We start from the raw sequence: 26944 nt of genomic DNA on the forward strand, positions 1-26944 counted from the left end.
GGAATGACACGATGCTGAACGAAATCCTGGCCGCTCCCGCTCGAAGCGAGGAGCTGACGACACGGACCGGCGGTGCGGTCGAGGCGGTGGCCGGCCTGAGCTGGACCGCTCCCGCCAAGACGGTGTCCGGCGACCCTGTTGCCGATCTGCGCGAGGCGATCCTCACCAAGCTCGCCTATGCGATCGGCAAGACGCCGTCGACGGCCCGCGAGCGGGATTGGTTCGCTGCGACCGCTTTGGCCCTGCGCGACCGGATCGTCGACGCCTGCATGGATGGCAAGTCGACCAGCGTTCCCAACAAACGTGTCTATTACCTCTCCCTCGAATTCCTCATCGGCCGGCTCCTGTCGGACGCCATGAACAATCTCGGCCTCGTGGACACGACCCGCCGGGCGCTTCGCGACCTCGGTATCGACCTCGGCGATGTCGAGGCGGCCGAGCCCGACGCCGCGCTCGGGAATGGCGGGCTCGGACGCCTGGCGGCCTGTTTCATGGAGAGCATGGCCAGCCTGTCGATCCCGGCCATCGGCTACGGGATCCGCTACGATCACGGCCTGTTCAAGCAATCCCTGGAGGATGGCTGGCAGAAGGAAGCGCCGGAGACCTGGCTTTCCGAGGGCAATCCTTGGGAGTTCGTCCGTCCCGAGGCGACCTATACGATCGGATTCGGCGGTCACGTCACCATGTCGGCGATCTCGGACGGAGTGATCCGCCGGCATTGGCACCCGGCCGAGACGGTCAGTGCCGTGGCGCACGACGTCCCGGTGGTCGGCTGGCGCGGGAAGCACGTCAATACCCTGCGCCTCTGGAAGGCGGAGGCGGAATCGCCGATCGAACTCGCGAGTTTCAATGGCGGCGACCATGTCGGCGCCGTGGCCGCCCGCTCGAAGGTCGAGGCGATTTCGCGGGTGCTGTATCCGAGCGACTCGTCCGAGGCCGGCCAGGAACTGCGCCTGCGTCAGGAATACTTCTTCACCTCAGCCTCGCTGCAGGACCTCGTGTCCCGGCACGTGGCCGAGCGCGGCGACCTGCGGTCGTTGCCAGACCATGCCGCGATCCAGCTCAACGACACGCATCCGGCGATCGCCGTTCCCGAGCTGATGCGCATCCTCCTCGAGGATCACGGGTTCACCTGGGAGGACGCCTGGCACGTCACCACCAATACGCTGAGCTACACCAATCACACCCTCCTGCCCGAGGCTCTGGAAACCTGGCCGGTCGGCTTGATGGAGCGGCTGCTGCCGCGCCACATGCAGATCATCTACCTCATCAACTGGATGCATCTCGAAGAGCAGGGACGGCACGGCAGGGCGGATGCCGCCCAGCTCGCTTCTGTCTCTCTCATCGAGGAAGCGCACGGCAAGCGTGTGCGGATGGGTCATCTCGCCTTCCTCGGCGCCCGTCGGGTGAACGGTGTCTCGGCGCTTCATACCGATCTGATGCGCTCCACGGTGTTCAAGGACCTCCACGCCCTCGACACCGACAAGATCGTCAACAAGACCAACGGCATCACCTTCCGCCGCTGGTTCCACAACTGTAACCCCGAGCTGACGAAGCTGGCGGTGGAAGTCGTAGGCGAGCGTGTGCTCGACGATCCCGAGGCTCTGCTCGGCCTTGCCGACCATGCCGAGGATTCGGTTTTCCAGGCGCGCTATGCCGCCATGCGCAAGTCCCGCAAGGAGGCCTTGGCCAAGGTCGTGGCCGAGAATACCGGTATCGTCATCGATCCGTCCGCGCTCTTCGACACGCAGATCAAGCGCATCCACGAATACAAGCGCCAACTTCTCAACGTCATCGAGACGGTGGCGCTCTATCAGGCGATCAAGGCCGAGCCGCACAGGGACTGGACGCCGCGCGTCAAGATCTTCGGCGGAAAGGCCGCCCCGAGCTACGTTCAGGCCAAGCTCATCATCAAGCTCGCCTGCGACGTCGCCAAGCTCGTCAACGACGATCCGGATGTGGCCGGCCGCCTCAAGGTGGTTTTCCTGCCGAACTACCGCGTCAGTCTCGCCGAGGCGATCATCCCGGCCTCCGACCTGTCGGAGCAGATTTCCACGGCTGGCATGGAAGCGTCCGGCACCGGCAATATGAAGCTGGCGCTGAACGGCGCACTGACCATCGGCACGCTCGACGGGGCCAATATCGAGATCCGCGACCATGTCGGAGCGGACAACATCTTCATCTTCGGCCTCGACGCCGCCGGAGTGCAGGCGCGCGTAGCCGAGCCGGATTATCAGGCGAAAGCCATCGCGGCCTCGCCGCGCCTCTCCGCGGCCCTCGACTTCATCGCCGCCGGTGGGTTCTCGCCGGACGAGCCCGGCCGGTTCCAACCGATCGTGGACGACCTTCGCCACAACGACCGCTACCTGTTGACCGTCGATTTCGACGATTACTGGCGGGTCCAGCGCGAGATCGACGCCGCCTGGATCGACAAGGCCAAATGGTGGAGGAAGGCGATCCTCAATACCGCGCGGATGGCCTGGTTCTCGTCGGACCGTTCGATGAGGGAATATGCCCAGGATATCTGGCGGGTGAAGGTGGGCTGAGAACGGCCTCGATTCGAAGGCGCGATCATCTTTGTTCGGACGAACTGACTTCGACACAGCGGCCTGCTGCATCCGACCGGACGTCAATGTCCGGTCGGATGCAGCAGGCCGCTTCTCTTCAGGTCGTGGAGGCGCGAAGCCGGTCTCCTCGGACGTGAATAGTCCAAATCCTCCTGCCGTATCGAGACGACTATCGGATCAACGTGATCACCATCATCGCGCCTTCATCCCGGAACAGGCGCGCGCATCGCGAGAAGGTCGCATGCGCTAGGATTCTCACAGAGAGAATGGAAAGCCACTAGCCATAACGCCGATGATTGGCAGTCGATCAGCTCCAATTTTAGTATAATTTATAATAACTGAAAAATATTCTGACTAAAAACCGAAAACTGGGACGCTCCGAGTAGAGTATTTCATTTTCCCATCGCGCGTATCATCTGGACTATCTACAGTCTGTATCGCCGGGTCAGATCCGGCACGCTCCCTCAAGCGCCGTATTCTCCGCTTCGGTGAAGATCCGCGAGCGGATGAGGAAACGCTTGTCACGGCCGTTTTCCAGAGAAAACATGCCGCCTCGGCCGCGTACGACGTCGAGGATCAGGTGGGTGTGCTTCCAGACCTGAAATTGCGGCCGGCTGATCCAGAAATCGGCGCCGGCCACTTGGCCAAGATGGACGTCGCTATCGCCGGTAAGGAAGTCGCCGACCGGATAGCACATGGGCGATGAACCATCGCAGCACCCGCCCGATTGGTGGAACATCACCGGCCCATGCTCGGCGCGCAACTCGTCGATCAGTTCGAGAGCGGCAGGAGTCGCCGTGACGCGAAGGGGCGTGCCGTCGGCTCCGACCTGATCGGCCGTGGTCGCTTCGATTGCGGTCATCGGGCACTCCCTCCAATGTTCCATCCTCGGCCCAGCATGTGCCGGGCCGAGGCAGGCGATCAAGCTGCCTTTTTGGCCGAAGCCTCGCCGTAGAAGGTCCCGCCCGTCTCGGCCATGCGCAGAAGGTTATCCGGCACGGCGAAGCGGTCGCCGTGCTTGGCCTCCAGGCTCTGCGCAAGCCCGACGAAGACCCTCGGACCCATGAGGTCGATGTAGGACAACGCGCCGCCAGTGAAAGGGGCGAAGCCGAAACCGAGGATCGAGCCGACATCCGCCTCGCGCGGATCGGTGATCACGCCTTCTCCCACGGTGCGGGCGGCTTCGAGAGCCTGGGCCACGAGGAAACGCTGCTTCAACTCCTCGAAATCGACTTCGTCGGGGTCGAGACGGGTCGGCTGGAGCTCCGCGAGACCGGGCCAGAGGCGCTTTGGAGCACCTTCGGGGTAATCGTAGAATCCCTGTCTATTCTTTCGGCCGAGCCGACCCTCGCCCTCGACCAGGGTCGTGAGCAGCGCCTTCTGGGCAGGGTCGATCGCCTCGGCGCCGAGTTGAGCCTCGGTCGCCTTGACGATCTTCAGCGCCAGGTCGACGGCGACCTCATCGGTGAGCGAGAGCGGGCCGACCGGCATGCCGGCCTGACGACCGGCATTCTCGATCATCGCGGCCGGGATGCCCTCATTGAGCATCTTGTGGCCCTCGTAGAGATAGGCACCGACGCAGCGATTGGCGAAGAACCCGCGGCTGTCGTTGACGACGATCGGCGTCTTCTTGATGGCGCGGACGTAGTCGAGAGCGGTGGCGAGCGCGGCATCGCCGGTCGCGTCGCCCTTGATGATCTCCACCAGCATCATCTTCTCCACCGGCGAGAAGAAGTGAATGCCGACGAAACTGCCTGGGCGCTTCGACGCCTTGGCCAGGCCCGAGATCGGCAGGGTCGAGGTGTTGGAGGCGAAGATGACGTCCTCGCCGATCACGGCCTCTACCTTGGCGATGACGTCGGCCTTCACCTTGGGGTCCTCGAACACCGCCTCGATCACGAGATCGCATGAGGAAAGGTCGGCGTAATCCGCGCTGGTGGTGATGCGCGCCAGCAAGGCCTCGCGATCGGCGGTCTTGGCGCGGCCTTTGTTGATCTGGTCGGTGACGAGCTTGTGGGCATAGGCCTTGCCCTTCTCAGCCGCCTCCGTCGATTGGTCGACGAGAACCACATCCATGCCGGCATTGGCGGTCACGTAGGCGACTCCTGCGCCCATGAAGCCGGCGCCGACGACGCCCACTTTCTTGACGCTGGTCTTGGCGATGTCCTTCGGCCGGCGGGCGCCCTTGTTCAGTTCGCCCATGGAAATGAACAGCGTGCGGATCATCGCTGCGGCCTCTTTCGAGCGCAGGATCTTGGCGAAGTACCGGCTCTCGACCTTCAGGGCGAGATCCATCGGAAGCTGAAGACCCTCGTAGACCGAGGCAAGGATGGCCTTGGCGGCAGGGTAATTGTCGTGCGTCTCGCGGCGGTAGATCGCGTTCGCGGGCGGCCAGATCATCATGCCTGCCGGCGAATAGACCTTGCCCGAGGGGGCCTTGAACTTCGGCTGGTCCCAAGGCGCCACCGGAGAACCGCCGGCCCTGATCCAGGCCTTGGCCTTCTCGACGATCTCGTCCTTGGGAGCGACTTCATGGACGAGACCCATGTTCTTCGCCATGAGCGGACGGATCTGCTCGCCCTTGAACAGCATCTGCAGGGCGTCGCCCGTTTGCATGAGGCGCGGCACGCGCTGGGTGCCGCCCGCACCCGGAAACAGCCCGACCTTGATCTCGGGCAGGCCGACACGGGTCTTCGGATCGTCCGACAGGACGCGGTGATGGCACGAGAGCGAGAGTTCGAACGCGCCACCGAGGCAGATGCCGTTCACCGCTGCTACGAAGGGCTTGCCACAGGTCTCGAGCTTGCGGAACACGAGCGTGAGCTTGCGCGACTCTTCGAAGAAGTGGCGCATGGCCGCTTCCTCGCCCTTCTCTGATTTCAGCGCCTCGTAGGCCTTGCCGAGGCCCTGGAGCATCGTCAGATCGGCGCCGCCCGAAAAATTGTCCTTACCCGAGGTGATGACGCAGCCCTTCACATCCGGGTTGCCCGCCACGGCGTCGATGACCTGATGCAGGTCGCTCATCACCTGCTCGGTGAAGACGTTCATCGATCGGCCGGGCATGTCCCACGTCGCGAGGGCGATGCCGTCGGAATCGATCTCGAAGCGGAAGTTCGTGAGATTCATTTCTGATCCTCGGAGGTTCGGCTCAGGAATTCCATCCATTAAGGCGTTCTAAAACCTTCGGATGGATGGTCGTCCCAGAGAGATTGAAGGTTGTAACTTAGGATAGTTCGGACAATGATCAGAAAGGGCTGCCCGGGTTGCGGCAACGGTACCGAGCTGGATTTCAGTTTCACGATGGCGTTTCAGCCGATCGTCGATCTCCAGCATCAGCGAATCTGGGGGTACGAGGCGCTTGTCCGCGGTCCCGAGGGCCAGTCCGCGGGTTCGATCCTCGACCGTGTGACCGAGGCGACGGTCTACCGTTTCGATCAGGCCGCGCGGGTACGGGCGATCGAACTCGCCGGCCGCCTGTTTGCGGCGGACGATGCCACGCGGCTCTCGATCAACTTCATGCCCAACGCCGTCTACGAGCCCGCCGCTTGCATCCGCTCGTCCCTCGAGGCGGCGCGGCGCGCCGGCTTTGCGCATGACAGAATCATGTTCGAATTCACGGAGAACGAGAAATTCCGCGACATCGGCCATCTGCAGCGCATCGTCGACGAGTACCGCAAGCAGGGATTTCTGACCGCGCTCGACGATTTCGGTGCGGGTTTCGCCGGTCTCAGCCTGCTCGCCAACTTCCGGCCCGACCTCATCAAGATCGATATGGATCTCCTGCGCGGCATCGACACGGATAAGGGACGTCAAGTGATCACCGCGGGCATCATCTCGATCGCGCGGCAACTGGGCGTGGAAGTCATCGCCGAGGGAATCGAGACCCCGGCCGAACTCGCGACCCTGCGCGATCTCGGTGCGACCCTGTTCCAAGGCTACCACTTCGCCCGTCCTCAACTGGAAGCCCTCCCGAGCGTCTCCGGTTTCGAGGCGCGGGAGCCGCGCCTCGATCTCGTGCATTAGGGCGTCGTCCCGAAGGAAGCGGGGACCTCCGCCCCGAGGGACCCTGCGGTCACTTCGCGCCGGGCATCGGCATCGGCGGGGCGCCCGCCGGCTTGTCACCGGCCGAGGCGATCGCCAGCATGTTCAGGATCTTGGTGACTGCCCCCTGAGAGATCACGGTGACGGTCGAGGCCGGGTCGGAATTGATCGCCTGGAACTTCTGGTAGATCTTATCGTCGTAGATGCCGCTGAGATGCTTGAGTTCGTCGAGAGAGAATTTCTCGGCATAGGCCTTCGACAGGCCGTCGATCATCACCTCGCGCTGCTTGTCGAACTCGGCGCGGACTTCCTTGCGCACCGCCTCGGCCTTGTCCTCGGCCATGGGCTGCACGGTCTTCTCGAGGGCGCCGGTGAAGCCGGTTTCGAGGTTCTTGATCAGGGTCTTCTGGACCAGTTCCTTGGCGATCGTGACACGGTCGGACATATCGTCGGCCCGAGCGGTCAGCGGAGCCATCAGTGCCGTGGTCAGCATCAAGGTCGCGAGAAGTCGTGTCATCGTGGCGTGTCTCCCGGTGTTTATGTTTGCGCCGCCGGCATCGGTGGCGGGAGTGCGCCGTTTAGCAGCGTTTCGAAGGGTTTGGGAGGCGAATGCTCGCGACGAGCACAGCGAGCACCCAGGCGGATCGCCCCTCACACCCGCTCGATGATCGTGGCGGTGCCCATACCGGCGCCGATGCAGAGCGTCACGAGGGCGCGCTCCTTGCCGGTGCGCTCCAGCTCGTCGAGCACTGTGCCGAGGATCATCGCGCCGGTGGCGCCGAGGGGATGGCCCATGGCGATGGCGCCGCCATTGACGTTGACCTTCGAGGAATCGAGGCCGAAGGCCTGACAGAAGCGAAGGACGACGGCGGCGAAGGCCTCGTTGACCTCGAATAGGTCGATATCGGCGACCGTCATGCCGGCGCGGGCCAGCACCTTCTTCGTCACGTCGACCGGGCCGGTGAGCATCAGTGCCGGGTCGGACCCGATATTGGCGAAGGCGCGGATGCGCGCACGCGGCTTCAGCCCGGCCTTCTCGCCCGCTTCCTTCGAGCCGACCAGCACGGCGGCGGCACCGTCGACGATGCCCGAGGAATTGCCGGCATGGTGGACGTGGTTGACCGCTTCCACGTCGGGATGCGCGTCGACCGCCACGGCATCGAAGCCGCCCATCTGGCCCATCTGGACGAAGGAGGCCTTCAGCCCGGCCAGCGACTGCATGTCGGTGGAGGGGCGCACGTGCTCGTCGGTATCGAGCAGGGTAATACCGTTGACGTCGCGTACCGGGACGATGGCGTTTCGGAACATCCCCTCGGCCCAGGATTTCGCCGAACGCTTCTGTGACTCGACGGCGTAGGCGTCGCACTCGTCGCGCGAGAAGCCGTATTTGGTGGCGATGAGGTCGGCAGAGACGCCCTGCGGCATGAACCAGGACTTGATCGCGATGGCGGGGTCCACCGGCCAGGCGCCGCCCGACGCGCCGAGGCCGACGCGGCTCATGGATTCGACGCCGCCACCGACCGTCATGTCGTGCTGGCCAGCCATGACCTGGGCCGCGGCGAAGTTCACCGCGTCGAGTCCCGAGGCGCAGAACCGGTTGATCTGCACGCCCGGAACGTGGGTACCGTAATCCGCCACTAGGGCAGCCGCGCGGGCGATGTCGCCTCCGGCCTCGCCGACGGGATCGACGCAGCCGAGGATCACGTCGTCCACCAGCCTCGTATCGAGGTCGTTGCGCTCCTTGAGGGCGCGCAGGGCCGTCTCGGCGAGGCGCAGGGCCGTCACCTCGTGCAGCGCGCCGTCCGGCTTGCCGCGGCCGCGCGGCGTGCGGACGTGATCGTAGATGAAGGCTTCAATCATACTTCTCTCCACTGCGGGTCGGGACGGTGGCGAACCATGCTTCGAGGTAGAGCCAGCTGAGGTCCAAAGACATCCACGAATCCCGCCAATCTCTCGCCTGCATCTGATATTCGTAGGAGCGACGTCGGATTGTAGCTTTCCATTAATGAGGACCCAAAATGATCAAGAAGTTGCCAGCCGGCATTCTTCTCATCCTCGGAAATCACAAGAAATACGACGTCTTCTCGCGTTTCTACATGCTTGGCGCTAAGAGCATAAACTGCAGGCATATCTAAAACGCCTCGGCGCCCAACGCCATGGTCGTCTCGGCGCCGGCCTTGATCCGCACGAGGCGCATGGCGGTCTCGGGTAGCATGCGCTCCATGTAGAAACGGCCGGTGACGAGCTTGTCGTCCATTTGCGGCGAAGAACCCTCCGCCTTCCGCATCAATGCCGCCTTGGCGATTCGCGCCCACATGTACCCCATGGCGACGAGACCGAGGAGATGCATGTAGTCGGTGGCGCCGGCGCCCGCATTGTCGGGTTTCGCGAAGGCGTTCTGCATGAACCACATGGTGGCGCCCTGGAGATCGTTCAGCCCGGCCTGCAACGGGCCGGTGAACGGCTTCATCGCGGCGTCCTCGTCATGATCCTTGATGAAGGTCTGGACCTCGGCGAGGAGGCCCATCATCGCCCGGCCGCCATCCTTCGGCAGCTTGCGGCCGATCAGATCCATGGCCTGGATACCGTTGGCGCCCTCGTAGATCATGGCGATGCGGGCATCGCGCACGAACTGCGACATGCCCCATTCCTCGATGTAGCCGTGGCCGCCGAAGAGCTGCTGGGCTTCCACCGCGTTGGCGAATCCCCTGTCGGTGAGCACACCTTTCACCACCGGGGTCATCAGGCCCATATGGTCCTCGGCCTTCTGGCGCTCGGCCTCATCGTCGGAACGATGGCCGATATCCGCCTGCAAGGCGGTCCACAGCACCAAGGCGCGGGCCGCCTCGTTGAAGGCGCGGATCCCCATCAGGGTGCGGCGTACGTCAGGATGGACGATGATCGGATCGGCGACCTTGTCCGGCGCCTTGGCACCAGTCAGGGCACGGCCTTGGAGCCGGTCCTTCGCGTAGGCCACCGCATTCTGATAGGCGACCTCCGACTGGGCGAGGCCCTGGACGCCGACCGCGAGGCGGGCCTCGTTCATCATCACGAACATGGCGGCGAGCCCGCGATTCTCCTGGCCGACGAGCCAGCCCCTGGCTCCATCGTAGTTCATGACGCAGGTGGAATTGCCGTGGATGCCCATCTTGTGTTCGAGGGAGCCGCAGGAGACGCCGTTCCGCGCTCCCACCGAGCCGTCCTCGTTGACGAGGAACTTCGGCACCACGAAGAGCGAGATGCCCTTCGTGCCGGCCGGAGCCCCTTCGATCCGGGCGATGACGAGGTGGACGATGTTCTCCGACAGGTCGTGCTCGCCGGCCGAGATGAAGATCTTGGTGCCGGTGAGGTTGTAGGAGCCGTCGCCGTTCGGCACCGCCTTGGTCTTGAGAAGTCCGAGATCCGTGCCGCAATGCGGCTCGGTGAGGTTCATGGTGCCGGTCCAGGCACCCTCCACCATCTTCGGCAGGTAGGTCGCTTTCTGTTCCTCCGAGCCATGGACCAGAAGGGCCGCCATCGCGCCCTGCGTCAGGCCCGGATACATCGCCAGGGCGAGGTTGGCGGACGAGGTGAATTCCGAGATCGCGGTGTTGATCGTGTGCGGGAGGCCCTGGCCGCCGTATTCCTCCGGCACAGAGATGCCCATCCAGCCACCCTGGGCATAGGCGTCGTACCCGGCCTTGAACCCCTTCGGCGTAGTGACACTGCCATCGGGATTGCGGGTACAGCCCTGACTGTCACCGATCGCGTTGAGCGGAGTGAGTACCCCTTCCGCGAGCTTGGCGCCTTCGGCGAGGACGGCCTGGATCAGGTCCGGCGAGGCATTAGAGAAGCCGCGCAGATTGTTGCGGCCGTGGAAGGCGAAGACGTCATTGAGGAGAAACTGAACGTTCTCGACCGGTGCCCTATAGCTCGGCATCTCGTCTGTCCTCCGCTGGCTTCGCCATATGCTGCGGGCGTGCTTGACCTGATCTAAGGACCGCTGCCCGCTCGATAGTTCATATATAAACTATCAACGCGAGAAGGGGAAGGGGCGCATCGTCCCGCGCTGGCGCCCAGCCAAGATAGCCAATTTGGCACAGAGCTTAACCTGCTGTTTACCAAGAACGCCAAATGTCGGCGTCAATCGATCCGTGCCGTTGCCGCGACGCCGTTCCAGCGTTTCACAATGACAGACCGGATTGGGTCACGGACCTCGCTGCCCCGGGTTTGACGATGAAACGCACCGCGACGCTCGACCTGGAAGGGTTTGATCCGGAGATCCTCGATGCCGCGCGCGACGTGGCGCGCCGCGCCGGCGTTCCGGTGGAGACGTGGATCGCGTCCATCGTGTCGCCGGAGCAGAAGCCCAAGGCGCGTCGCCGCCGCCTCTCCTCGTCCGTGCAGCATCTGAACCGGCCAGTCTCTGAGAGTCGTCCCGCCGAAGCGGCCTCCGAAGCCACGCCGTCTCTGAACACGGTCCCGGAAGGTCCGGCGACGCCCAAAGCCGCGGTATCCCGTGCTCGCGAAACCGCGCCTCTGCCGGACCCGATCGCGCCGTTCACCAACTCCATCGCCGAGATGATGCGCCGTCTCGACCAGATCGATCACAAGATCGCTCAGGAGCACCACGTGTCGCACGAGGCGGCGACCAGAGCGATCGAAGGGATCGAGGCTCGGATCGGCTCGGTGCTCGACGCCGGCCTGTCTCCAGCCGTGCAGATGTCCGAGCGTCTGGTTCAGATCGAACGCCGCATGACCGAGCTCGGCGAGCAATTGGCTTTGCCGCGTCCGATCGGACGGCGTGGTCGGGGCGCGGAAGCGGAAGTGCGCGACGCAGTCGCCGAGATCCGCCAGCGCCAGCGCGAGCTCGATTCCGACGGAGTGCCCTCTCTTTCGTCCTCCGATGGGAAGGCGGCCGGCGGCATCGTGCAGCGGAATGCCGGCGGCATCCGGATGCCGTCGCCCGCCATCACCGAATTGCAGGCTGAGACGAGCCGGCTGCGGGAATCGATCGGCGGTCTCGCCACCGGTCGCGATGTCGGCGCGCTCGAACAGGCCATGCGCTCTCTCGTCACCGGGGTGCAGCGCGCCCAGGAGCCGGCCGACCTTGCCGCCATCGCCGCTCCCATCGAGCTGATCCGCGTTCAGGTCGCGCGCCTCGCCGACGACGTGGCAGAGAACGTCCATGCCCGCGTTGCCACCGATGTCGAGCGGCTCGCCGCCAAGGTCGACGGCGCCCTGAGCGGAAGCACGCCGGGCTTTGCCGACCGAGACGCGCTCGGCGATCTGTTTCGCGAACTCGATGAGATTCGCCGCCTGATCGCGTCCCTCGCCGGGCCGGAGCGGATCCAGAGCCTCGCACAAGGCCTCCAGGCCATCAGCGCCCAGATCACCGAGCTGCAGGGTGGTGTCACTGGCGAGGGAACCAACATGGCCGAGCTGCGGCCCCTGCTCGAGGAGATTCGCACGGGCCTTCGGACTCCGCCCTCCGGCGGTATCGAGGAGCAGATCCAGGCGATGGGTGCCAAGCTCGACGCCCTTCGCGACGGCAATTCGGCGGGCGGCGGCAACCACTCGGACGAGATCATCGGGCGCATCGACGCCCTCGCCGACAAGGTCGAGCGGGCCAGCGTCAACCCGGTCGGCGACCTCATCGGCCGCCTCGAAGATCTTGGCGAGACCCTGCGCCGTCCGGTCGTTCCCGGCGGCGACCTCGCTTCGATCCACGGCATGCTCCACGATCTCGCCGAGAAACTCGATCGCGTCGGCGGTTCCGCCGGACCGCGTGCCGAGGGCCTCGACGTCTTGGAGAAGCAGGTTCTGGCGCTCGCCAGCCGCATCGACACCCGCGATGCCGACCCGGCCCTGGCTGGCCTGGAGCGGACCATGTCCGACCTCCTGACCCAGGTTTCGGCGCTTCGTGACGAAGCGCCGATCGAGGCGGCCGTCGAGCGTGCGACGCGCAATGCCGTCGCCGAAAGCATCGGGACCACCGGCGATACCGGCGAGCTGGGCCTGCTCCGGGCGAGCCTCGCCGATCTTCGCGCCCAGCAGGCGGCGTCCGAGCAGCGCATGCAGGCGACCCTCGACGGCGTGCATTCGGCACTCGACAAGCTCGTCGGCCGGCTAGGTTCGCTGTCGGGCGACGCGCCGTTGTCCGGAGGCCGGTCGGCGACGCCGCAGGATCTCGCCGACCGGCTCATTGCGGCGACGGGCCGCGTCGATGAGCGTGCACCGATGCAGGTCGGCCCGGTCGCTCGCCGCCCCGACGCGCCGAGGATCAGCCCCACGACGGAGCCGTTCGAACTCGGCCGCGTGAGTGACCAGCCGCTCGAACCCGGAGCCAGGCGTCCGAGCCTGGAGCGTTCTGCCGAGGCCACGACCGAAACGGCACCGTCGATCGACAGCGACATCAAGACCAGTTTCATCGCCGCGGCGCGTCGCGCGGCGCAGGCGGCTCAGAACGAAGCGGCCATCGCCGCCCGCTCGCCCGATATCCGCACCCGCGTTTCGTCCGACATCGCACCGGGAACGGCTCCGGGCGGACGGACCGCGCGCCTGCGCGCCGAACTCGACAAGCGCCGCAAGCCGCTGCTTCTCGGTCTCGCCGCCATCGTCCTGGCTCTCGGCGCGCTGCAGGCGGTCAACAGCCGCCGTATCGAACCGGATGCCTCGTCCGCCCAGGTCGCCGAGGCGAAGGTGGCCCCGGTGGAGCCGGCCGAGAGCGAGGTGAAGCCCCCCGCCGCATCGGCTGCCCGGCCGGATCCGGAGACCACCCAGTCGATCTCCGAAGCCGCTCCACAGGCGCCTCCCGCGACGATTCCATCCGAGAAGGCGACCCAGCCAGTCCGGCGTTCCGTGCCGCGGGTCGCGGCGCTGACCAATCTGGCGAACGACCTTAGTGCCGTGCCCACCGGTCTGGCACAGCTTCGCAAGGCCGCCATCGAAGGCGACGGCGCATCTGTCTACGATCTCGCCTCGCGCGCCGCCGATGGCCGTGGCATGCCACGCGACTTCGCGGTCGCCGCGAAGCTGTTCGAGGCGCTCGCCGAGGCCGGCTACGCCCCGGCTCAGTACAAGCTCGGCGGCCTCTATGAGAAAGGCTCAGGCGTCGTACGCGATCTCGCGCAGGCCAAGCTCTGGTACGGGCGCGCGGCCGAACAGGGCCATGCCCGCTCGATGCACAACATCGCCGTGATCTATGCCGAGAACCCTTCGGCCAACGGCAAGCCGGACTACACCACCGCCTCGCAATGGTTCAGGCGCGGCGCCGAATACGGCATGCGGGACAGCCAGTACAATCTCGCCGTGCTCTATGCCCGCGGGCTCGGCCTGCAGCAGGATCTCGTCCAGTCCTATCTCTGGTTCTCCGCCGCCGCCGCCCAGGGCGACGACGATGCGGGCAAGAAGCGTGACGACGTCGCCGCGAAGCTGTCACCGAGGGATCTCGCGACGGCGCAGGCATTGAGCTCCGCATTCAAGGCCAATGTGCCGGTTCCCGCCGTGAACGAGCCTCCGGCGCCGACGAGTGCAGGCGCTGAGAGCTCGATGAGCCTGATCGGCGCGCCGCCTCCGGTCGCGCCGACCGTCACTTCGCGTCGCACCACAGGCGCATGAGGCGGACGCGCGTAATAGCGACGCGCGTCTCGTCAAAGTGAGGGGCGTCGAGGCGGATTAGGTTTCGATGCCAAGGAGTTGGCAGAGTTTCACTACCTCGCCGTCAAACGTCAACGCTGAGTTCGGGTAGGAGTCCTGCGCCGCGAGATACGTGTATACTCGGGACTCATGCGACCCTGCCTGCGGATGGCGGACGATACAGCGGAGCCCCGATGGCGCGTGTGACGCCCATACCGACATCTGCCCTCGTTCTCGGCGTTGCCGGCCTCATTCCCTTTATCGGGTTCGCGGCTCTCTCGCTGAGCGGCAGCGACGGCGGCCTCGGCAATGTCGGACTCGCACCCCGCACGATTCTCTCGACCTATGGAGCCGTCATCGCCTCGTTCCTCGGCGGAATTCGCTGGGGCGCGGCGGCATCCGGTGATGCGGAAGGACGGGACTACATCATCGCCATTCTGCCGTCTCTGGTCGCCTGGGCGGCGCTCGCCTTCCCCACGCCGTGGGATCTCAGAGTGCTCGGACTGCTCGTCCTCGGCTGGGGCTTCATCGATCTCGATCTCGTCAGGCGCTGCCTCGTGCCGACCTGGCTCGGCCGCCTACGGCTGACCTTGTCCGTCGTTGCCGGCTGCGCCCTCCTGATCGCGGCTTGATCAGTCACGCCCGGTCGGCGCTCAAGCTCGACAGGTAGCGTTCCGCGTCGTCCCACGCCGCACCCGAGCCCGAGAAGCCGACATAGCCGTCGGGCCGGACGAGGATGAGCCTGTCGTGGTCGGGCAGCCTGCGCGGCGCCGGTTCCAGCAGCAGGGGAAACCGCGCGGCCAGGGCGGCACCGCTTTCCGCATCGTCGGTGTAGAGGACGAAAAGCGGTATCGTGCCGGAGCCTGGCGGCAGCCCGTCATCGTGTTCCGGAGCCCAGCGCATGCCGGCATCGAGACCCTGCGAGAGCGGGCTATCGGAATAGGCGATCCCCACTTCGCTCATCGTGGCAGCCATCTTGTCCTGCACCGCGTGGAAGCCGAGCATGAAGCGGATGGCGAGGTTTCGCGCCGCCTGTGCCACGGGGTTCGACAGGGTCGCGATGTCGGTGAGCCGACCCGCATTGCGCAGGACCATTTCGCCGACTGCGTTGCGTTCGGGGCCATAACTGTCGAGGAGCGTGGAGGCGGCCTGGTCGCGCGCCACCATCGCCAGTTTCCAGGCGAGGTTGATCGCGTCTTGCATGCCGGTATTCATGCCTTGGCCACCGGCAGGGCTATGGATATGCGCGGCGTCGCCGGCGAGGACGACGCGTCCCTGCGAGTAGCGCGAGACCTTGCGTTCGTTGATGCGGAAATGCGTGAGCCAGACCGGATCAGTGACGCGGAAACCGCCACCGGCGCGATGGTCCGCCAGGGCCTGGACCTCTGCCAGCGTCGGATCCGATCGGGGCTGGGCCGGATCGGATTTGCCGATATCGGCAATCAGCCGGGCGCGACCGCCCGGAATTGGGAAGATCACCAGCGGGCCGTCCCGATGGAGATAGGTGGCGATCTCGTCGCCGGGCGGGGCACCGTCGCCCTCCACGCGGATATCTGCGAGCAGCCAATCATCTCCTTGGGCCTCCCCCTCGAAGGACAGGTCGAGCCCGTGCCGCACGGTGCTGTGCGCGCCGTCGCACCCAATCAGCCACGACGCGGATACCGTCTCTTCCCTGCCATCCGCATGACGAAGCGTCGCCTCCACGGTGTCGCCGGCTTGCGTGAAGCCCGCCAATTCGACCTGCCGCTCCACCGCGATGCCGAAACTGCCGATATGCTCGATCAGAAGGCGCTCGGTATCCCGCTGGGGAAGCATCAGTGCGAAATTGTAGGTGCTGGCGATGGCATCGAACCGGGCATGGCCAAGGACGCTGCCGCCACTGCGGAGAGTCGCCCCATGGGCCCGCAATCCGGCATCGAGGAAGGCCTGCTTGCAGCCCATCCGATCCATGAGTTCGAGGGTGCGTGCCCAGACGACGAGGGCTTTCGAGGTCTGCGTCGGCTGTTGGCTCTTGTCGATGAGGCGGGTGTCGATGCCGTATCGGGCGAGTTCCGCGGCGAGAGTGAGGCCGACCGGCCCGGCTCCGACGACGAGGGCTTGAAGCATGATCGTGTCTTCCCTTCTCGGAGACTCGTGCGTACCTCGAATTGTATCGGAATGTTCGATCGCGATCAGGCGTGCGATCTCAGGCCGGACAAGAAAGTATCGGCTTCTTCCTCGTCACATCCTGCTGGTGATGACGCTTAGAGACGACGGGCATTGACCATCCATCGCCGCCTCGAGTGTTTTCGATGGGTGACTTTTCCACAACCAGTCCGTTCATTCTGCCGCCGGACTACGTATTTTCATCAGACTACCTTGGAGCCATTCGAGATTTGGTCATAAGTCGCCGTCTAGAAGAATCGGATCTCAACCATCCAAAGCCGGGGGAAGCGATGGACGTCAAGATGGCAGCGTGGTGGCTTCCTATCGGTTGTGGACTGGCCTCCCTGAGCGCGGCGTTGCTGTTCGCCTTCGTACTCGGCCGCGCGCTCGCCTGATCGAAGAAGAGCGGCTTCCAGACTATCGACAAGCCTGCCATCTCTGCGTGCCGACGCCGGTCTCGTCCCTGATACCCTGACAGTCCTTCCTGCCGCAGATGCGAGCCGCACCATGCGGAGTTCGACTCGAGGCCCACCATAGGTGGCTGGAGCCGATACTGACGCCGAGGAGGCGTTCGTCAGATGCGCCGGGCGATCGGGTGCGCGATGCGATCCTCAAGATGATGGGCACCACCGAGGACGAGTTGGCGGGGCCGCCCGCCGAAAAACAGCAGGGCATCGAGGTTGCTATCAAGGAAAAGCTCGTCGGCGCCCTCGCCGACGTGAACATCTGAATGGACGCCTCGAAGCCGGCCGGCATTCAGTCCCGCGCCAACATCGCCTTGCCGATGGCGAAGACGCGGCCGTCACCCAATAGGTGTGCCGTGAAGCCTCCGGGAAACAACGGGTCGAAGACCGGGTTGCGCACGTTGAGGCCGCCCGCATAGGCACCGAAGGCCGGCATCACCAGGCGTTTGCCATCGGTCACGAAGCAACGGCGCCGAACGGCGCGTCCGCGCATCGCGACCTTGCCGCAGGGATGCAGATGACCGGCGATCTCCCCCTCGGATGCATCCGGCGACGGTTCGTGCCTCAGCGTCAGGCCGCCCATAACCAGGGTCTCTGCGTAGCGTCCGCCGACGCCTTCCGAGACGGCATGGTCGTGGTTGCCAGCGATCCAGATCCAGTCTCGACCTGCCTGAAGAGCCGCGACCATGGCACGGTCGCCCGGCTCCATCCGCTCGGGCCCGCGGGAATCATGGAAGGAATCGCCTAGGGCGACGACGCGGGCCGGGTCGAGCCGTGCCACCGCCTCGTGAAGGCAGGCCAGGGTCTCGCGGGTATCGTAAGGCGGCAGGAACTGGCCCGAGCGCGCTGCATAAGCCGACCCCTTTTCCAGATGCAGGTCGGAGACGATCAGTGTCCGGTGTGCGGCGAGCCACAACCCGCCGCAGAGGTCGAGGATGAGGGCTTCCCCGGCCAGCGTGAGGCTGGGGGTCTTGATGGTCCGTTCGAGTCTCTGGCCGAGCGCCAAGATCGCATCCTCTTGTCCGGGAAAGGGGCGCTTCACCCGGTCGTCACCCCAGCGCTTCTTCGAGAAGCTGCGCTTCGGCTTCGGCCAGGATCTCGTCCGCACCCTCGCCGTAGACCTTCTCACGCCCGATCTCGAGCATGACGGACACGGAGAGAGGCGAGACGCGATCGAGCGCCTTGTGGGTGATTCGCCCCTGGATGCGCCTCAACATCATGCCGAGGCGGGCCACGTCGAGGAGTCCGGTTGCCGCATCCTGCCGCGCGGCGCGCAGGAGCAGATGATCGGGCTGATGCTTGCGCAGAACGTCGTAGACGAGATCCGTCGACATCGTGACCTGTCGCCCGGTCTTCTTCTGACCGGGATAACGCCGCTCGATCAGTCCGGCGATGACGGCGCATTGGCGAAAGGTGCGTTTCATCATCGAGGATTCGTCGAGCCAGGCTTCGAGATCGTCGCCCAGCATGTCCTCGGCGAACAGTTCGGCGAGGAAGCCGGGCGCCCGGGCGATGGCGTCGCTGATGTCGCGGGTCATCCAGATGGCGATGCCGTAATCGTTGGCGGCGAATCCCAGAGGGCGCAGCCGCGCGCGCTCCATGCGCCGGGTGAGCAGCATGCCGAGCGTCTGGTGCGCGAGGCGCCCCTCGAAGGGGAAGGCCGTAAGGTAGTAGCGGCCGCTGCGCGGAAACGTCTCCACCAGCAGGCCGTCCGGCCCTGGCAGGATCGAGCGCTGGCGCTGGAGCAGCAGGTAATCCGCCACCTGCTTCGGCAACCTGTCCCATTCGAACGGATCGGCAATCAGCGCGCGTACGCGGGCTGCGAGAAAGGTCGAGAGCGGGAACTTTGCCCCCGCATAGGACGGAATCGCCGGATCGGTGCCGGGGCCAGCTCGTGTCGCCAGCGCCTCGTCTTCGGATAGACCTTCGAAACGGAGCACTTCGCCGGCGAAGAGGAAGGTGTCGCCCGGTGTCAGCGTGTCGGCGAAATCCTCCTCGATCTCGCCGAGCACGCGCCCGCCCTTCGGCAGGATCGCGCCGGGCTTGCCGCGCACGCCGCGGGCGAGGCGTACCTTAACCTTGGCGGATTCGACGATGGTGCCGACATTCATGCGGTATTGCTGCGCGATCCGCGCGTCGCGCACACGCCACAACCCATCCGGTCCGCGCACGATCTTGGCGAAGCGCTCGTAGGCGCGCAGCGCGTAGCCGCCCGTGGCGACGTAATCGACCACGGCTTCGAAATCTTCCCAGGACAGGGTCGCGTAGGGCGCGGCCGAGACGATCTCGTCGTAGAGCTCGAGCGGGTCGAACGCGTCTGCGCAAGCCATGCCTAGGACGTGCTGGGCCAGCACGTCCGGCGCGCCGAGACGGGCGTCGGGCGTGTCCTGAGCCGCCTCCTCAACCGCGTCGAGGGCAGCCTGGCATTCGAGGATCTCGAAACGATTGCCGGGTACGAGATAGGCCTTAGACGGCTCGTCCATCCGGTGGTTGGCGCGCCCGATCCGCTGCATGATCCGGCTTGCCCCCTTCGGCGCGCCGATATTGACGACGAGATCGACATCGCCCCAATCGATGCCGAGATCGAGGGTGGCAGTGCAGACGATGGCCCTCAACTGCCCGGCCGCCATGGCGGCCTCCACCCGCCGCCGCTGGGTGGCATCGAGGGAGCCGTGATGGAGTGCGATGGGGAGAGAGGCCTCGTTGATCCGCCAGAGCTCCTGAAAGGTGTATTCGGCCTGGAGCCGGGTATTGACGAAGATCAGGACCGTGCGGTGGGCTTGGATCAGGTCGTAGATGGCCGGCATTGCCTGGGTGGCGGTATGGCCGGCGAGCGGCAGGGTCAGGCCGGTATCGAGCAGGTGCAGGTCGGGTGCCGCACCTCCTTTCACCACCACGAGATCGGCCATGGGCGTCGGCCCGGGCGCCACAGCGTCGTGGACGCCACGGCGCTCCCTCTCCTGGAAGGAGAGGGACCCGCTTTCTTCCGTCGAACGTGAGCGTTGCGGCACCAGATACCGCCGCAGATCGTCCGGTTCGCGCACGGTGGCGGAGAGGCCGATGGCGGTGAGGTTCGGGCTGAGGCGGTGCAGCCGCGCCAATCCGAGGGAGAGCAGATCGCCGCGTTTCGACGTGACCAGCGCGTGCAACTCGTCGAGGACGACGCAGGACAATTCGGAGAACAGCTCCTCCGCTTCGCGATGCGCGATGAGGAGGGCAAGCTGCTCCGGCGTCGTCAGCAGGATGTCGGGCGGACGCTCGATCTGGCGAGTGCGCTTGTGCGACGGCGTATCGCCGGTGCGGGTCTCGACCCGGATCGGCAGGCTCATCTCGGCGATCGGCGCTTCGAGGTTGCGGGCGATATCGACCGCGAGCGCCTTCAGCGGCGAGATGTAGAGCGTGTGCAGCCCGCGTGCTTTCCGCGATGGCGGACGTTCCGACAGGGCGACGAGGCTCGGAAGGAAGCCCGCGAGCGTTTTGCCCGCCCCCGTCGGCGCTACGAGAAGGGCCGAGCGTCCCGCCCGTACGATGCTCAGGAGATCGCGTTGATGCGGCCGGGGCGCCCAGCCGCGTGCGGCGAACCAGGCCTCGAACTCCGTGGGAAGCCGGCCCTCAGGCAAGGGTCATCAGGCGAGCGCCATCAGGAACCGGTCGATCAGTTCGAGGGCGCGCCCGGTCATGGCGCCGGGGTAGCGTACGAAGACGTGGCAGCCGCCGGGATAGATCGCGGTATGGCCGCCGTTTCCGGCCGCCGCCCAGCGCGACGACATGTAGAGCGTGTCGTCGAGGAGCGGATCGTGCGTGCCCACCGAGAACAGGGCCGGTGGGAGGCCCTTCAGATCGGCATAGAGCGGCGAGACGTCGGGCCGCCGACGATCGATGCCGTCGCGTACGTAGTCGTTGGCGAAGGTGGTGAGGTCCTTGGTGTTCACCACGAGGCGGGTATCGCCCCAGTTGCGGACACTCGGGGTCAGGCCGAGATCGAAGAAGCCGGCATTGAGGTTGGCCCCGCGGAAGGCGCGCGGCAGGTTGTGGCGGTCGCGCAGCCGTAACAATGTCATCACCGCGAGATGCGCGCCGGCGGATTCTCCGCCGATCGTCAGGGCCGTGATTCCGAATTCGGCTTTGCCGGGACCGACGAGCCAGAGGGCGGCCGCCTCGCAATCCTCGAGGGCTGCCGGATAGGGATGCTCCGGGGCGAGCCGGTACTCTACGGACAGGCAGACGAAGCCGCAGGCATCGGCGATCCGCTCCAGCCAGGGATCCTGCTCGTCGGCGGCGCCCCAGACCCAGCCGCCGCGATGGATGTGGAGATAGGCTCCACGCAGCTTCGGCCATTTCTTCGCGTTGGGCCGGATCAATCGCAACGGGATAGGGCCGCCGGGACCGTCGATCGTCAGCGTCTCCGCCCGCGCGCTGCGCGGCATCGCTGGCGACGCCTGCGTCCCCTGGCGTCGACGCGCGCGGACCTCGCCGATCGGGATCGACCACGGATCCGCCTGCGCTGCGTGGGCAGCGACGATCTCGGCATTGAGCCGATGGGTTTCCGGATCGATCGTCGCCGGGTCGAAGAGGGCGTGGTCGATCATGGATCGGTTCGTCTCATCCAGGGTGGGGCCGAAGCGGCTTCGAGCATGACGGTCGAATGTGGGCGAAGCTCCCAGCGATGCCAGACGCCTTGCCGGCACGAAACGGCCAAACGCCCGAGTGGGCGGACGGTTTCGTCGCGGTGTGTCGCATCGGTCACGCTTCCGCCGGGTTCGCCGGCTTCAGAGGAGCTCACGCGGCCCCATATGTCCGAGAGGATAGGCCCGAAAGGATGAAGTCCATGATCGTCGACAACGACCCGAACCGGCAACCGCCCTATGGCGGCCGTCCCTATCCCGGCCAGGCCTATCCCGACGGAGAGTTGCGCTCACCCCTGCGGCGCTTCCTCGGCGGCTCGCCCATGGCGGTCCTGCTGAAGCTGGTCTTCCTGTCCATCCTGGTCGGCGCCATCATGGCGATGCTCGGGATCACACCCGGCCGGCTGTTCTGGCAGGTCTACGATGCCGGACGCGCACTCATCGATCTCGGCTTCGAGACCTTCCACGATTTCGGTCGCTGGATCCTCGCGGGCGCCGTGGTGGTGGTGCCGCTCTGGCTGCTGTCGCGGTTCTTTGCGGTCTCTAAGTAGGAGCTTTATCGCCTTCCCCCTCGAAGCTGAGCGCCTGTGGCTTAGGCGGGGAGGAGAGCGAACCTCCTCGAAGGTGGTGCTCTCCTGATCCGATCCGGTTTGCGAGCAACCTTCCGCCATCTTCGAGGTAAGGGATGCGACCATTAAATCGCGCGACCTCGACCCGCATGAAAAAGGCCGGCGTCTCCGCCGGCCTTTTGTCTTTCAGGACCTCGATATCCGCTCAACGCTGGACGATGACCTTCGCACCGACCTTGGCGCGGGTGTACAGGTCGGCCACGTCGTCGTTCGTCATGCGAATGCAGCCCGAGGACACGGCCGTTCCGATGGTCTCCGGCTCGTTGGAGCCGTGGATGCGGTAGATCGAGCCGCCGAGATACATGGCGCGGGCGCCGAGCGGGTTCTCGATCCCGCCTTTCATGAAGCGCGGCAGATCGGGACGGCGGCGCAGCATCTCGGCCGGGGGACGCCAATCGGGCCATTCCCGCTTCATCGTGATGGTCTGCGTACCACCCCAGGTGAAGCCCGGACGCCCGACACCAACACCGTAGCGGAGAGCCTGACCACCGCCGAGCACGTAGTAGAGGCGGCGCTCGGCCGTGGAGACGATGATGGTGCCGGGAGCGTAGTTGCCGGCATAGGCGACCTGCTCGCGCTGGATCGCCGACATCTGCGGCACCGCCGAGGCCATCGGATCGGCGGGGTTGAGCGAGGCATTGGCCGTGGGCACGGGCACCACGGCGACAGCAGCAGGCTCCGCCTGCGGACGCACGCGCAACACCAACGCGTTGTCGAGAGGCTGGCGGGTAAGAGGGTCGATCTCGTAGGCAGCGGCTGGGGATGCCCAGGCACCAACCATGCAGACAAGCCCGGACAGGGCGGGAGAGATACGGCGCATCAAAGCCTCTCGAAGGCAGGCGAAAATATGAGGAAACACGGTCGGTAACGCAACGCAGGATACCGTTTCCCGATAGCCAAGACGTAAACGCTACCGCTTCAAAGCCAAGCTGAATTCGTGATGACGCAACGGTTGCGGCAACGTCGTGACTCCGTGGCAACAGTGTGGCGGCTTAGCCGTATCGGAAGGATTATAACTTCCGCCGGACCACAGCATGGGAACCAAATCGAGATACGGCGCAGACGGATCGGTGGCTCCGCGGCGAGTTGGCGGTTCGACGCCTGGCGTCAGATCGCGTCGAGGCCGAGATCGATGATCGGCGCACTGTGAGTGATCCAGCCGCTGGAGATCAGGTCGACGCCCGAGGCCGCGATGGCACCGACCGTGTCGCGGTTGATCCGGCCCGAGGCCTCGGCGATGGCGCGCCCATCGATCATCCGAACGGCCTCGCGCAATTGATCGGGGCTCATATTGTCGAGGAGCACGGCATCGGCGCGGACCGACAATGCTTCCGCGAGTTGATCGAGCGTGTCGACTTCGATCTCGATCTTCACGAGATGGCCCGAATAGGCCCGCGCCCGTTCGATCGCCGGAACGATGCCACCGGCAACCGCCACGTGGTTGTCCTTGATCAGGACGGCGTCGTCGAGGCCGTAGCGGTGGTTGGAGCCGCCTCCGGCGCGCACGGCATGCTTCTCCAGCGACCGCAGGCCCGGCGTGGTCTTGCGGGTGCAGACGATCCTGGCCTTGCCGTGTGGGCGAGCCGCCTCGACGAGACCGGCGGTGGCCGTGGCCACGCCCGACATCCGACAGAGAATGTTCAGCGCCACCCGCTCAGCGGTGAGGATGGCACGTGCCGGGCCGTCGAGGCGGATCACCACGTCGCCAGGAGAGACCCGCGCGCCGTCGCTGCGTTCGACGATGACCGACACGGCTGGGTCGATCAGCCCGAAGGCGATCACCGCCGCGTCGACGCCGGAGATCACACCGTCCTGGCGCGCTGCGATCACACCCGACAGGCGGGCATCCGCCGGCACGATCGCATCGGTGGTGATGTCACCGGCCCGGCCGAGATCTTCCAGCAGCGCCGCGCGCACGATCGGCTCGACCAGCAGGCGGGGGAGGGAGACGAGGACGGTATCGCTCATGGGTCGCTCACGAGGTGATCGATTGGGTGGATCCGTTCGTCCCGCCACGGACTCCATCCTGGGTTGGCGGAGCGGCGCGGGCCTCGAAGGAGGCTTACGGCCTTGCACGACGGGTTCTGGAACATTCCTTCGAAGCCCGCTTGCACGAGCCGCCTCAGGAAGACAGGTGCGGGCTGGACCGTCCCTGGACGGTCCAGGTATTCTGGTTCAGGTGCCTGCCGGAATTCCTGCGGCCGCCGCTTCCGTCATCCGCCAGACATCGGCCAGCGTGACCGCGCTGTGACGGACCGGTGTCTGGTCCGGATGATCGCTGCGCCAATGGGACCCACGACTCTCGATGCGGGACAGAGCCGAACTCGCGACCACCAATCCGGTGAGCGCCGCGTCCGATCCGCGCCGGGCTGCCGGAGCCAGGCGGCGCAGGGCTTCGGTGAGGCCATCCGCCTCGCGCACAACGCCGACTCGGGTCTCCATGACCTGCCGGATCGGCGCGATCTCGTCCGCGATCTGCTGGCGCGGTTCGGCGAAAACCGCAGGGCCAGGCGCAGGGATCGAGGAGATGCCCTCGGCGATCCAGGGCGCGAAGGCCATGGCTTCCAGGAGCGAGTTGCTGGCGAGACGGTTCGCGCCGTGCAGGCCGGTCGAGGCGACCTCGCCGCAGGCGAACAGGCCGGGCACGGTACTGGCGCCGAAGCCATCCACCTTGATGCCGCCCATATGGTAATGCGCCGCCGGCCGGACAGGTATCGGCTGGCGCTGCGGATCGATGCCGGACGCGGCGCAGAGGCCCGCGACCGTGGGAAACCGGCTCTGCATGCGCGCACCGAGAGCGCCGCGGCAGTCGAGGAAGACGTCGGTGCCACGACTCCTAGCCTGGAAGATCGCACGGGCGACCACGTCACGGGGAGCGAGATCGCCGCCAGCGATGCCCGCCATCACCGGAGCACCGTCGGTGTCGATCAGCCGTGCACCTTCGCCGCGCAGGGCCTCGGTGGCGAGCGGCATCGGATCGAGCCCCACCGAAATGGCGGTCGGGTGAAACTGCACGAATTCCATGTCGCGCAAGATGGCCCCAGCACGTGCCGCGAGGGCGAGGCCGCGGCCGGTGGCGCCGCGCGGGTTGGTGGTCGAGGCGTAGAGGGCACCGATCCCGCCTGTGGCGAGGACGACGGCCCGCGCGGCGATGTGGACCGTGTCGCCGTCGCGTTCGCAGACGATGCCGGCGACTGCGCCGTGCTCGTCTTGTGAAAGACCGCGCACGGTCGCGACAAGCATCTCTATGGACGGCGTCGCCGCCGCCGCTTTCAGCAACGTGTCGAGCACCACGCGGCCGGTGGAGTCGCCGCCGGCCCGAACAATACGGCGTCGGGAATGCGCCGCTTCGAGCCCGAGCGCCAGGACGCCCGCGGCATCGCGGTCGAAGGGGGCGCCGAGGCCGACGAGCCATTCGATGAGTCCGGGGCCGGCTTGGGCCACGCGGGCTGCGACGACAGGATCGGTGAGCCCGGCTCCAGCGGCCTCGGTATCGGCCGCATGAAGTGCCGCCTCGTCGTCCTCGGCCATGGCGGCCGCGATGCCGCCCTGCGCCCAGCCCGTCGCGGTGCCGCTTCCAAGGGGCGAAGCGGTGATGAGCGTCACGGGACGCGGGCTGAGTCGAAGCGCCGTAGCGAGGCCGGCGACGCCGGCTCCGACTACGATCACGCGGTCGGAGCCGAGAGCCGAGAAGGAGAGGGGGGAGTGCGCGTTCATCGCGGACGCACCGCCAGCATGCGTTCCACCGCCGCGCGGGCTCGCCCGGCGAGCTCGGGCTCTACCGTCACCTCATGGGTGAGGGTCTCCAAAGCATGGCGGATGTTCTTCAAAGACATCCGCTTCATGTGCGGGCACAGGTTGCAGGGCTTGATGAACTCGATATCCGGGTTGGCCTGAGCGATGTTGTCGCCCATCGAGCATTCGGTCACCAGCACCACCTGCCGCGGGCGCTTCTGCGTGACGAAGTTCATCATCATCGCGGTCGAGCCGGAGAAGTCCGCTTCCGCCACTACGTCCGGCGGGCATTCCGGATGCGCGATGACGGTGACGCCGGGATAGCTCTCGCGGACCTCGCGGATATCGGCCGGGGTGAATTGCTCGTGCACCTCGCAATGGCCGGCCCAGGTGAGGATCTCGACCTCCGGCACGAGCACCTGGACGTTCTGAGCCAGGAACTCGTCGGGGATCATCAGGACGCGCGGCGCATTGAGGGAGCGCACCACGTCGACGGCGTTGCCGGAGGTGCAGCACACGTCCGATTCCGCCTTCACCGCAGCGGATGTGTTGACGTAGGTCACGATCGGAACACCGGGATACTTTTCGCGCAGCCCGCGCACGTCGGCGGCGGTGATCGAGTCAGCCAGGGAACACCCGGCCCGCATGTCGGGAATCAAAACGGTCTTGCCCGGATTGAGGAGCTTGGCCGTCTCCGCCATGAAATGAACGCCGGCGAGCACTATCACGTCGGCATCCACGTTGATCGCCTCGCGGGCGAGCGCCAGGCTGTCGCCGACGATGTCGGACACTGTGTGGAAGATCTCCGGCGCCTGATAGTTATGGGCGAGGATCACCGCGTTCCGGGTCTTCTTCAGCTCCAGGATTGCCGCCACGTCGTCGGCCAGTGCGGGCCACTCGATGGCCGGAATATGCCGGCTCACGCGGTCGTAGATATGTGGCAGGGGCAGGATCGAAGCCCGGCCGATCGGGAGACTGGTCGCCGCCATGGACGCGTCCTCATTTATGCTCAATCTGAGCATTGTGCCGACTAAGGTAGGCGCGAGAGGATCGCTTGTCTAGATATGCTGAGGCTGAGCATATTCATTTTGCGATGCAAAAATTCTTGAGCCGTTCCAGGC

At 65.8% G+C, this 26944-nt stretch carries 20 protein-coding genes; 7 read left to right on the forward strand and 13 right to left on the reverse strand.

The features are described from left to right. The first annotated feature begins 11 nt into the window (after positions 1-11). Complete coding sequence (locus tag ACFQ4G_RS07050; RefSeq protein WP_238205826.1) at positions 12-2546, forward strand: glycogen/starch/alpha-glucan phosphorylase; 2535 nt, start codon at positions 12-14, stop codon at positions 2544-2546. A gap of 466 nt (positions 2547-3012) precedes the next feature. Here ACFQ4G_RS07050 and ACFQ4G_RS07055 read toward each other — a convergent pair whose 3' ends face one another. Continuing rightward, the gene (locus ACFQ4G_RS07055; protein ID WP_238204820.1) at positions 3013-3429 is read right to left on the reverse strand and encodes a DUF779 domain-containing protein; all 417 of its coding nucleotides are present in this window, start codon (positions 3427-3429) and stop codon (positions 3013-3015) included. Positions 3430-3488: 59 nt separating this feature from the next. Beyond that, complete coding sequence (locus ACFQ4G_RS07060) at positions 3489-5693, reverse strand: 3-hydroxyacyl-CoA dehydrogenase NAD-binding domain-containing protein (protein WP_238204822.1); 2205 nt, start codon at positions 5691-5693, stop codon at positions 3489-3491. Positions 5694-5807: 114 nt separating this feature from the next. Here ACFQ4G_RS07060 and ACFQ4G_RS07065 point away from each other — a divergent pair, with 114 nt between their 5' ends. Beyond that, entirely contained in the window at positions 5808-6590 is a 783-nt protein-coding gene (locus tag ACFQ4G_RS07065; RefSeq protein WP_238204824.1) for an EAL domain-containing protein, read from the forward strand. 49 nt (positions 6591-6639) lie between these two features. On the opposite strand, the gene ACFQ4G_RS07070 is transcribed toward ACFQ4G_RS07065, so the two are convergent. The 3 genes from ACFQ4G_RS07070 to ACFQ4G_RS07080 all read right to left on the reverse strand — a co-directional run bounded on the left by ACFQ4G_RS07070 (position 6640) and on the right by ACFQ4G_RS07080 (position 10527). Beyond that, on the reverse strand, positions 6640-7125 hold the full coding sequence (locus ACFQ4G_RS07070) for a hypothetical protein (RefSeq protein ID WP_238204826.1): 486 nt from the start codon (positions 7123-7125) through the stop codon (positions 6640-6642). A 134-nt stretch (positions 7126-7259) separates the two neighbouring features. Continuing rightward, positions 7260-8468 carry an acetyl-CoA C-acetyltransferase gene (locus ACFQ4G_RS07075; RefSeq protein ID WP_238204828.1) on the reverse strand — a complete coding sequence of 403 codons (1209 nt, stop codon included), beginning with the start codon at positions 8466-8468 and terminating at the stop codon, positions 7260-7262. A 271-nt stretch (positions 8469-8739) separates the two neighbouring features. Beyond that, positions 8740-10527 carry an acyl-CoA dehydrogenase C-terminal domain-containing protein gene (locus ACFQ4G_RS07080; RefSeq protein WP_238204830.1) on the reverse strand — a complete coding sequence of 596 codons (1788 nt, stop codon included), beginning with the start codon at positions 10525-10527 and terminating at the stop codon, positions 8740-8742. Between the two features lie 296 nt (positions 10528-10823). Here ACFQ4G_RS07080 and ACFQ4G_RS07085 point away from each other — a divergent pair, with 296 nt between their 5' ends. Together ACFQ4G_RS07085 and ACFQ4G_RS07090 are read left to right on the forward strand one after the other, a co-directional pair. Then, positions 10824-14207, forward strand: coding sequence for a tetratricopeptide repeat protein (locus ACFQ4G_RS07085; RefSeq protein ID WP_238204832.1), 3384 nt, complete (start codon positions 10824-10826; stop codon positions 14205-14207). Positions 14208-14419: 212 nt separating this feature from the next. Continuing rightward, positions 14420-14857, forward strand: coding sequence for a DUF3429 domain-containing protein (locus tag ACFQ4G_RS07090; RefSeq protein ID WP_238204834.1), 438 nt, complete (start codon positions 14420-14422; stop codon positions 14855-14857). A 4-nt stretch (positions 14858-14861) separates the two neighbouring features. Here ACFQ4G_RS07090 and ACFQ4G_RS07095 read toward each other — a convergent pair whose 3' ends face one another. Continuing rightward, the gene (locus ACFQ4G_RS07095; RefSeq protein ID WP_238204836.1) at positions 14862-16331 is read right to left on the reverse strand and encodes an FAD-dependent monooxygenase; all 1470 of its coding nucleotides are present in this window, start codon (positions 16329-16331) and stop codon (positions 14862-14864) included. Between the two features lie 185 nt (positions 16332-16516). Here ACFQ4G_RS07095 and ACFQ4G_RS07100 point away from each other — a divergent pair, with 185 nt between their 5' ends. Further along, on the forward strand, positions 16517-16765 hold the full coding sequence (locus ACFQ4G_RS07100) for a hypothetical protein (protein ID WP_238204839.1): 249 nt from the start codon (positions 16517-16519) through the stop codon (positions 16763-16765). Positions 16766-16965: 200 nt separating this feature from the next. Further along, a complete protein-coding gene (locus ACFQ4G_RS07105; RefSeq protein WP_379039970.1) occupies positions 16966-17100 on the forward strand; it encodes a hypothetical protein in 135 nt (44 codons plus the stop codon). Positions 17101-17126: 26 nt separating this feature from the next. Here the strand turns inward: ACFQ4G_RS07105 and pdeM are convergent, their stop codons facing one another. From pdeM to ACFQ4G_RS07120, 3 genes are read right to left on the reverse strand one after another with little or no spacing between them, the layout of a single operon-like run. Then, a complete protein-coding gene (pdeM, locus tag ACFQ4G_RS07110) occupies positions 17127-17840 on the reverse strand; it encodes a ligase-associated DNA damage response endonuclease PdeM (RefSeq protein ID WP_238205012.1) in 714 nt (237 codons plus the stop codon). 43 nt (positions 17841-17883) lie between these two features. Then, positions 17884-20454, reverse strand: coding sequence for a ligase-associated DNA damage response DEXH box helicase (locus tag ACFQ4G_RS07115; protein WP_238204840.1), 2571 nt, complete (start codon positions 20452-20454; stop codon positions 17884-17886). A 6-nt stretch (positions 20455-20460) separates the two neighbouring features. Then, entirely contained in the window at positions 20461-21423 is a 963-nt protein-coding gene (locus ACFQ4G_RS07120) for an alpha/beta hydrolase (RefSeq protein WP_238204843.1), read from the reverse strand. 239 nt (positions 21424-21662) lie between these two features. Here ACFQ4G_RS07120 and ACFQ4G_RS07125 point away from each other — a divergent pair, with 239 nt between their 5' ends. Further along, on the forward strand, positions 21663-22010 hold the full coding sequence (locus tag ACFQ4G_RS07125) for a DUF6460 domain-containing protein (protein ID WP_238205014.1): 348 nt from the start codon (positions 21663-21665) through the stop codon (positions 22008-22010). A 223-nt stretch (positions 22011-22233) separates the two neighbouring features. On the opposite strand, the gene ACFQ4G_RS07130 is transcribed toward ACFQ4G_RS07125, so the two are convergent. From ACFQ4G_RS07130 to nadA, 4 genes are all read right to left on the reverse strand, one after another. Continuing rightward, a complete protein-coding gene (locus ACFQ4G_RS07130) occupies positions 22234-22908 on the reverse strand; it encodes a L,D-transpeptidase (protein WP_238204845.1) in 675 nt (224 codons plus the stop codon). Positions 22909-23195: 287 nt separating this feature from the next. Further along, on the reverse strand, positions 23196-24056 hold the full coding sequence (gene nadC, locus ACFQ4G_RS07135) for a carboxylating nicotinate-nucleotide diphosphorylase (RefSeq protein ID WP_238204846.1): 861 nt from the start codon (positions 24054-24056) through the stop codon (positions 23196-23198). A gap of 207 nt (positions 24057-24263) precedes the next feature. Beyond that, a complete protein-coding gene (locus ACFQ4G_RS07140; protein WP_238204848.1) occupies positions 24264-25805 on the reverse strand; it encodes an L-aspartate oxidase in 1542 nt (513 codons plus the stop codon). Beyond that, positions 25802-26812, reverse strand: coding sequence for a quinolinate synthase NadA (gene nadA, locus ACFQ4G_RS07145; protein WP_238204850.1), 1011 nt, complete (start codon positions 26810-26812; stop codon positions 25802-25804). The genes ACFQ4G_RS07140 and nadA overlap by 4 nt, the downstream gene beginning before the upstream one ends. Between the last annotated feature and the right edge of the window lie 132 nt (positions 26813-26944).

It is taken from the genome of Methylobacterium marchantiae, from assembly GCF_042679825.1.
In the GTDB taxonomy this organism is placed as follows: Bacteria; Pseudomonadota; Alphaproteobacteria; order Rhizobiales; family Beijerinckiaceae; genus Methylobacterium; species Methylobacterium marchantiae.

Bases quoted from the DNA above. Each gene is read 5' to 3' on its own strand.
- ACFQ4G_RS07050 (WP_238205826.1), top strand. From the start codon at position 12: ATGCTGAACGAAATCCTGGCCGCTCCCGCTCGAAGCGAGGAGCTGACG.
- ACFQ4G_RS07055 (WP_238204820.1), bottom strand. From the start codon at position 3,429: ATGACCGCAATCGAAGCGACCACGGCCGATCAGGTCGGAGCCGACGGC.
- ACFQ4G_RS07060 (WP_238204822.1), bottom strand. From the start codon at position 5,693: ATGAATCTCACGAACTTCCGCTTCGAGATCGATTCCGACGGCATCGCC.
- ACFQ4G_RS07065 (WP_238204824.1), top strand. From the start codon at position 5,808: ATGATCAGAAAGGGCTGCCCGGGTTGCGGCAACGGTACCGAGCTGGAT.
- ACFQ4G_RS07070 (WP_238204826.1), bottom strand. From the start codon at position 7,125: ATGACACGACTTCTCGCGACCTTGATGCTGACCACGGCACTGATGGCT.
- ACFQ4G_RS07075 (WP_238204828.1), bottom strand. From the start codon at position 8,468: ATGATTGAAGCCTTCATCTACGATCACGTCCGCACGCCGCGCGGCCGC.
- ACFQ4G_RS07080 (WP_238204830.1), bottom strand. From the start codon at position 10,527: ATGCCGAGCTATAGGGCACCGGTCGAGAACGTTCAGTTTCTCCTCAAT.
- ACFQ4G_RS07085 (WP_238204832.1), top strand. From the start codon at position 10,824: ATGAAACGCACCGCGACGCTCGACCTGGAAGGGTTTGATCCGGAGATC.
- ACFQ4G_RS07090 (WP_238204834.1), top strand. From the start codon at position 14,420: ATGGCGCGTGTGACGCCCATACCGACATCTGCCCTCGTTCTCGGCGTT.
- ACFQ4G_RS07095 (WP_238204836.1), bottom strand. From the start codon at position 16,331: ATGCTTCAAGCCCTCGTCGTCGGAGCCGGGCCGGTCGGCCTCACTCTC.
- ACFQ4G_RS07100 (WP_238204839.1), top strand. From the start codon at position 16,517: ATGGGTGACTTTTCCACAACCAGTCCGTTCATTCTGCCGCCGGACTAC.
- ACFQ4G_RS07120 (WP_238204843.1), bottom strand. From the start codon at position 21,423: ATGATCGACCACGCCCTCTTCGACCCGGCGACGATCGATCCGGAAACC.
- ACFQ4G_RS07125 (WP_238205014.1), top strand. From the start codon at position 21,663: ATGATCGTCGACAACGACCCGAACCGGCAACCGCCCTATGGCGGCCGT.
- ACFQ4G_RS07130 (WP_238204845.1), bottom strand. From the start codon at position 22,908: ATGCGCCGTATCTCTCCCGCCCTGTCCGGGCTTGTCTGCATGGTTGGT.
- nadC (WP_238204846.1), bottom strand. From the start codon at position 24,056: ATGAGCGATACCGTCCTCGTCTCCCTCCCCCGCCTGCTGGTCGAGCCG.
- ACFQ4G_RS07140 (WP_238204848.1), bottom strand. From the start codon at position 25,805: ATGAACGCGCACTCCCCCCTCTCCTTCTCGGCTCTCGGCTCCGACCGC.
- nadA (WP_238204850.1), bottom strand. From the start codon at position 26,812: ATGGCGGCGACCAGTCTCCCGATCGGCCGGGCTTCGATCCTGCCCCTG.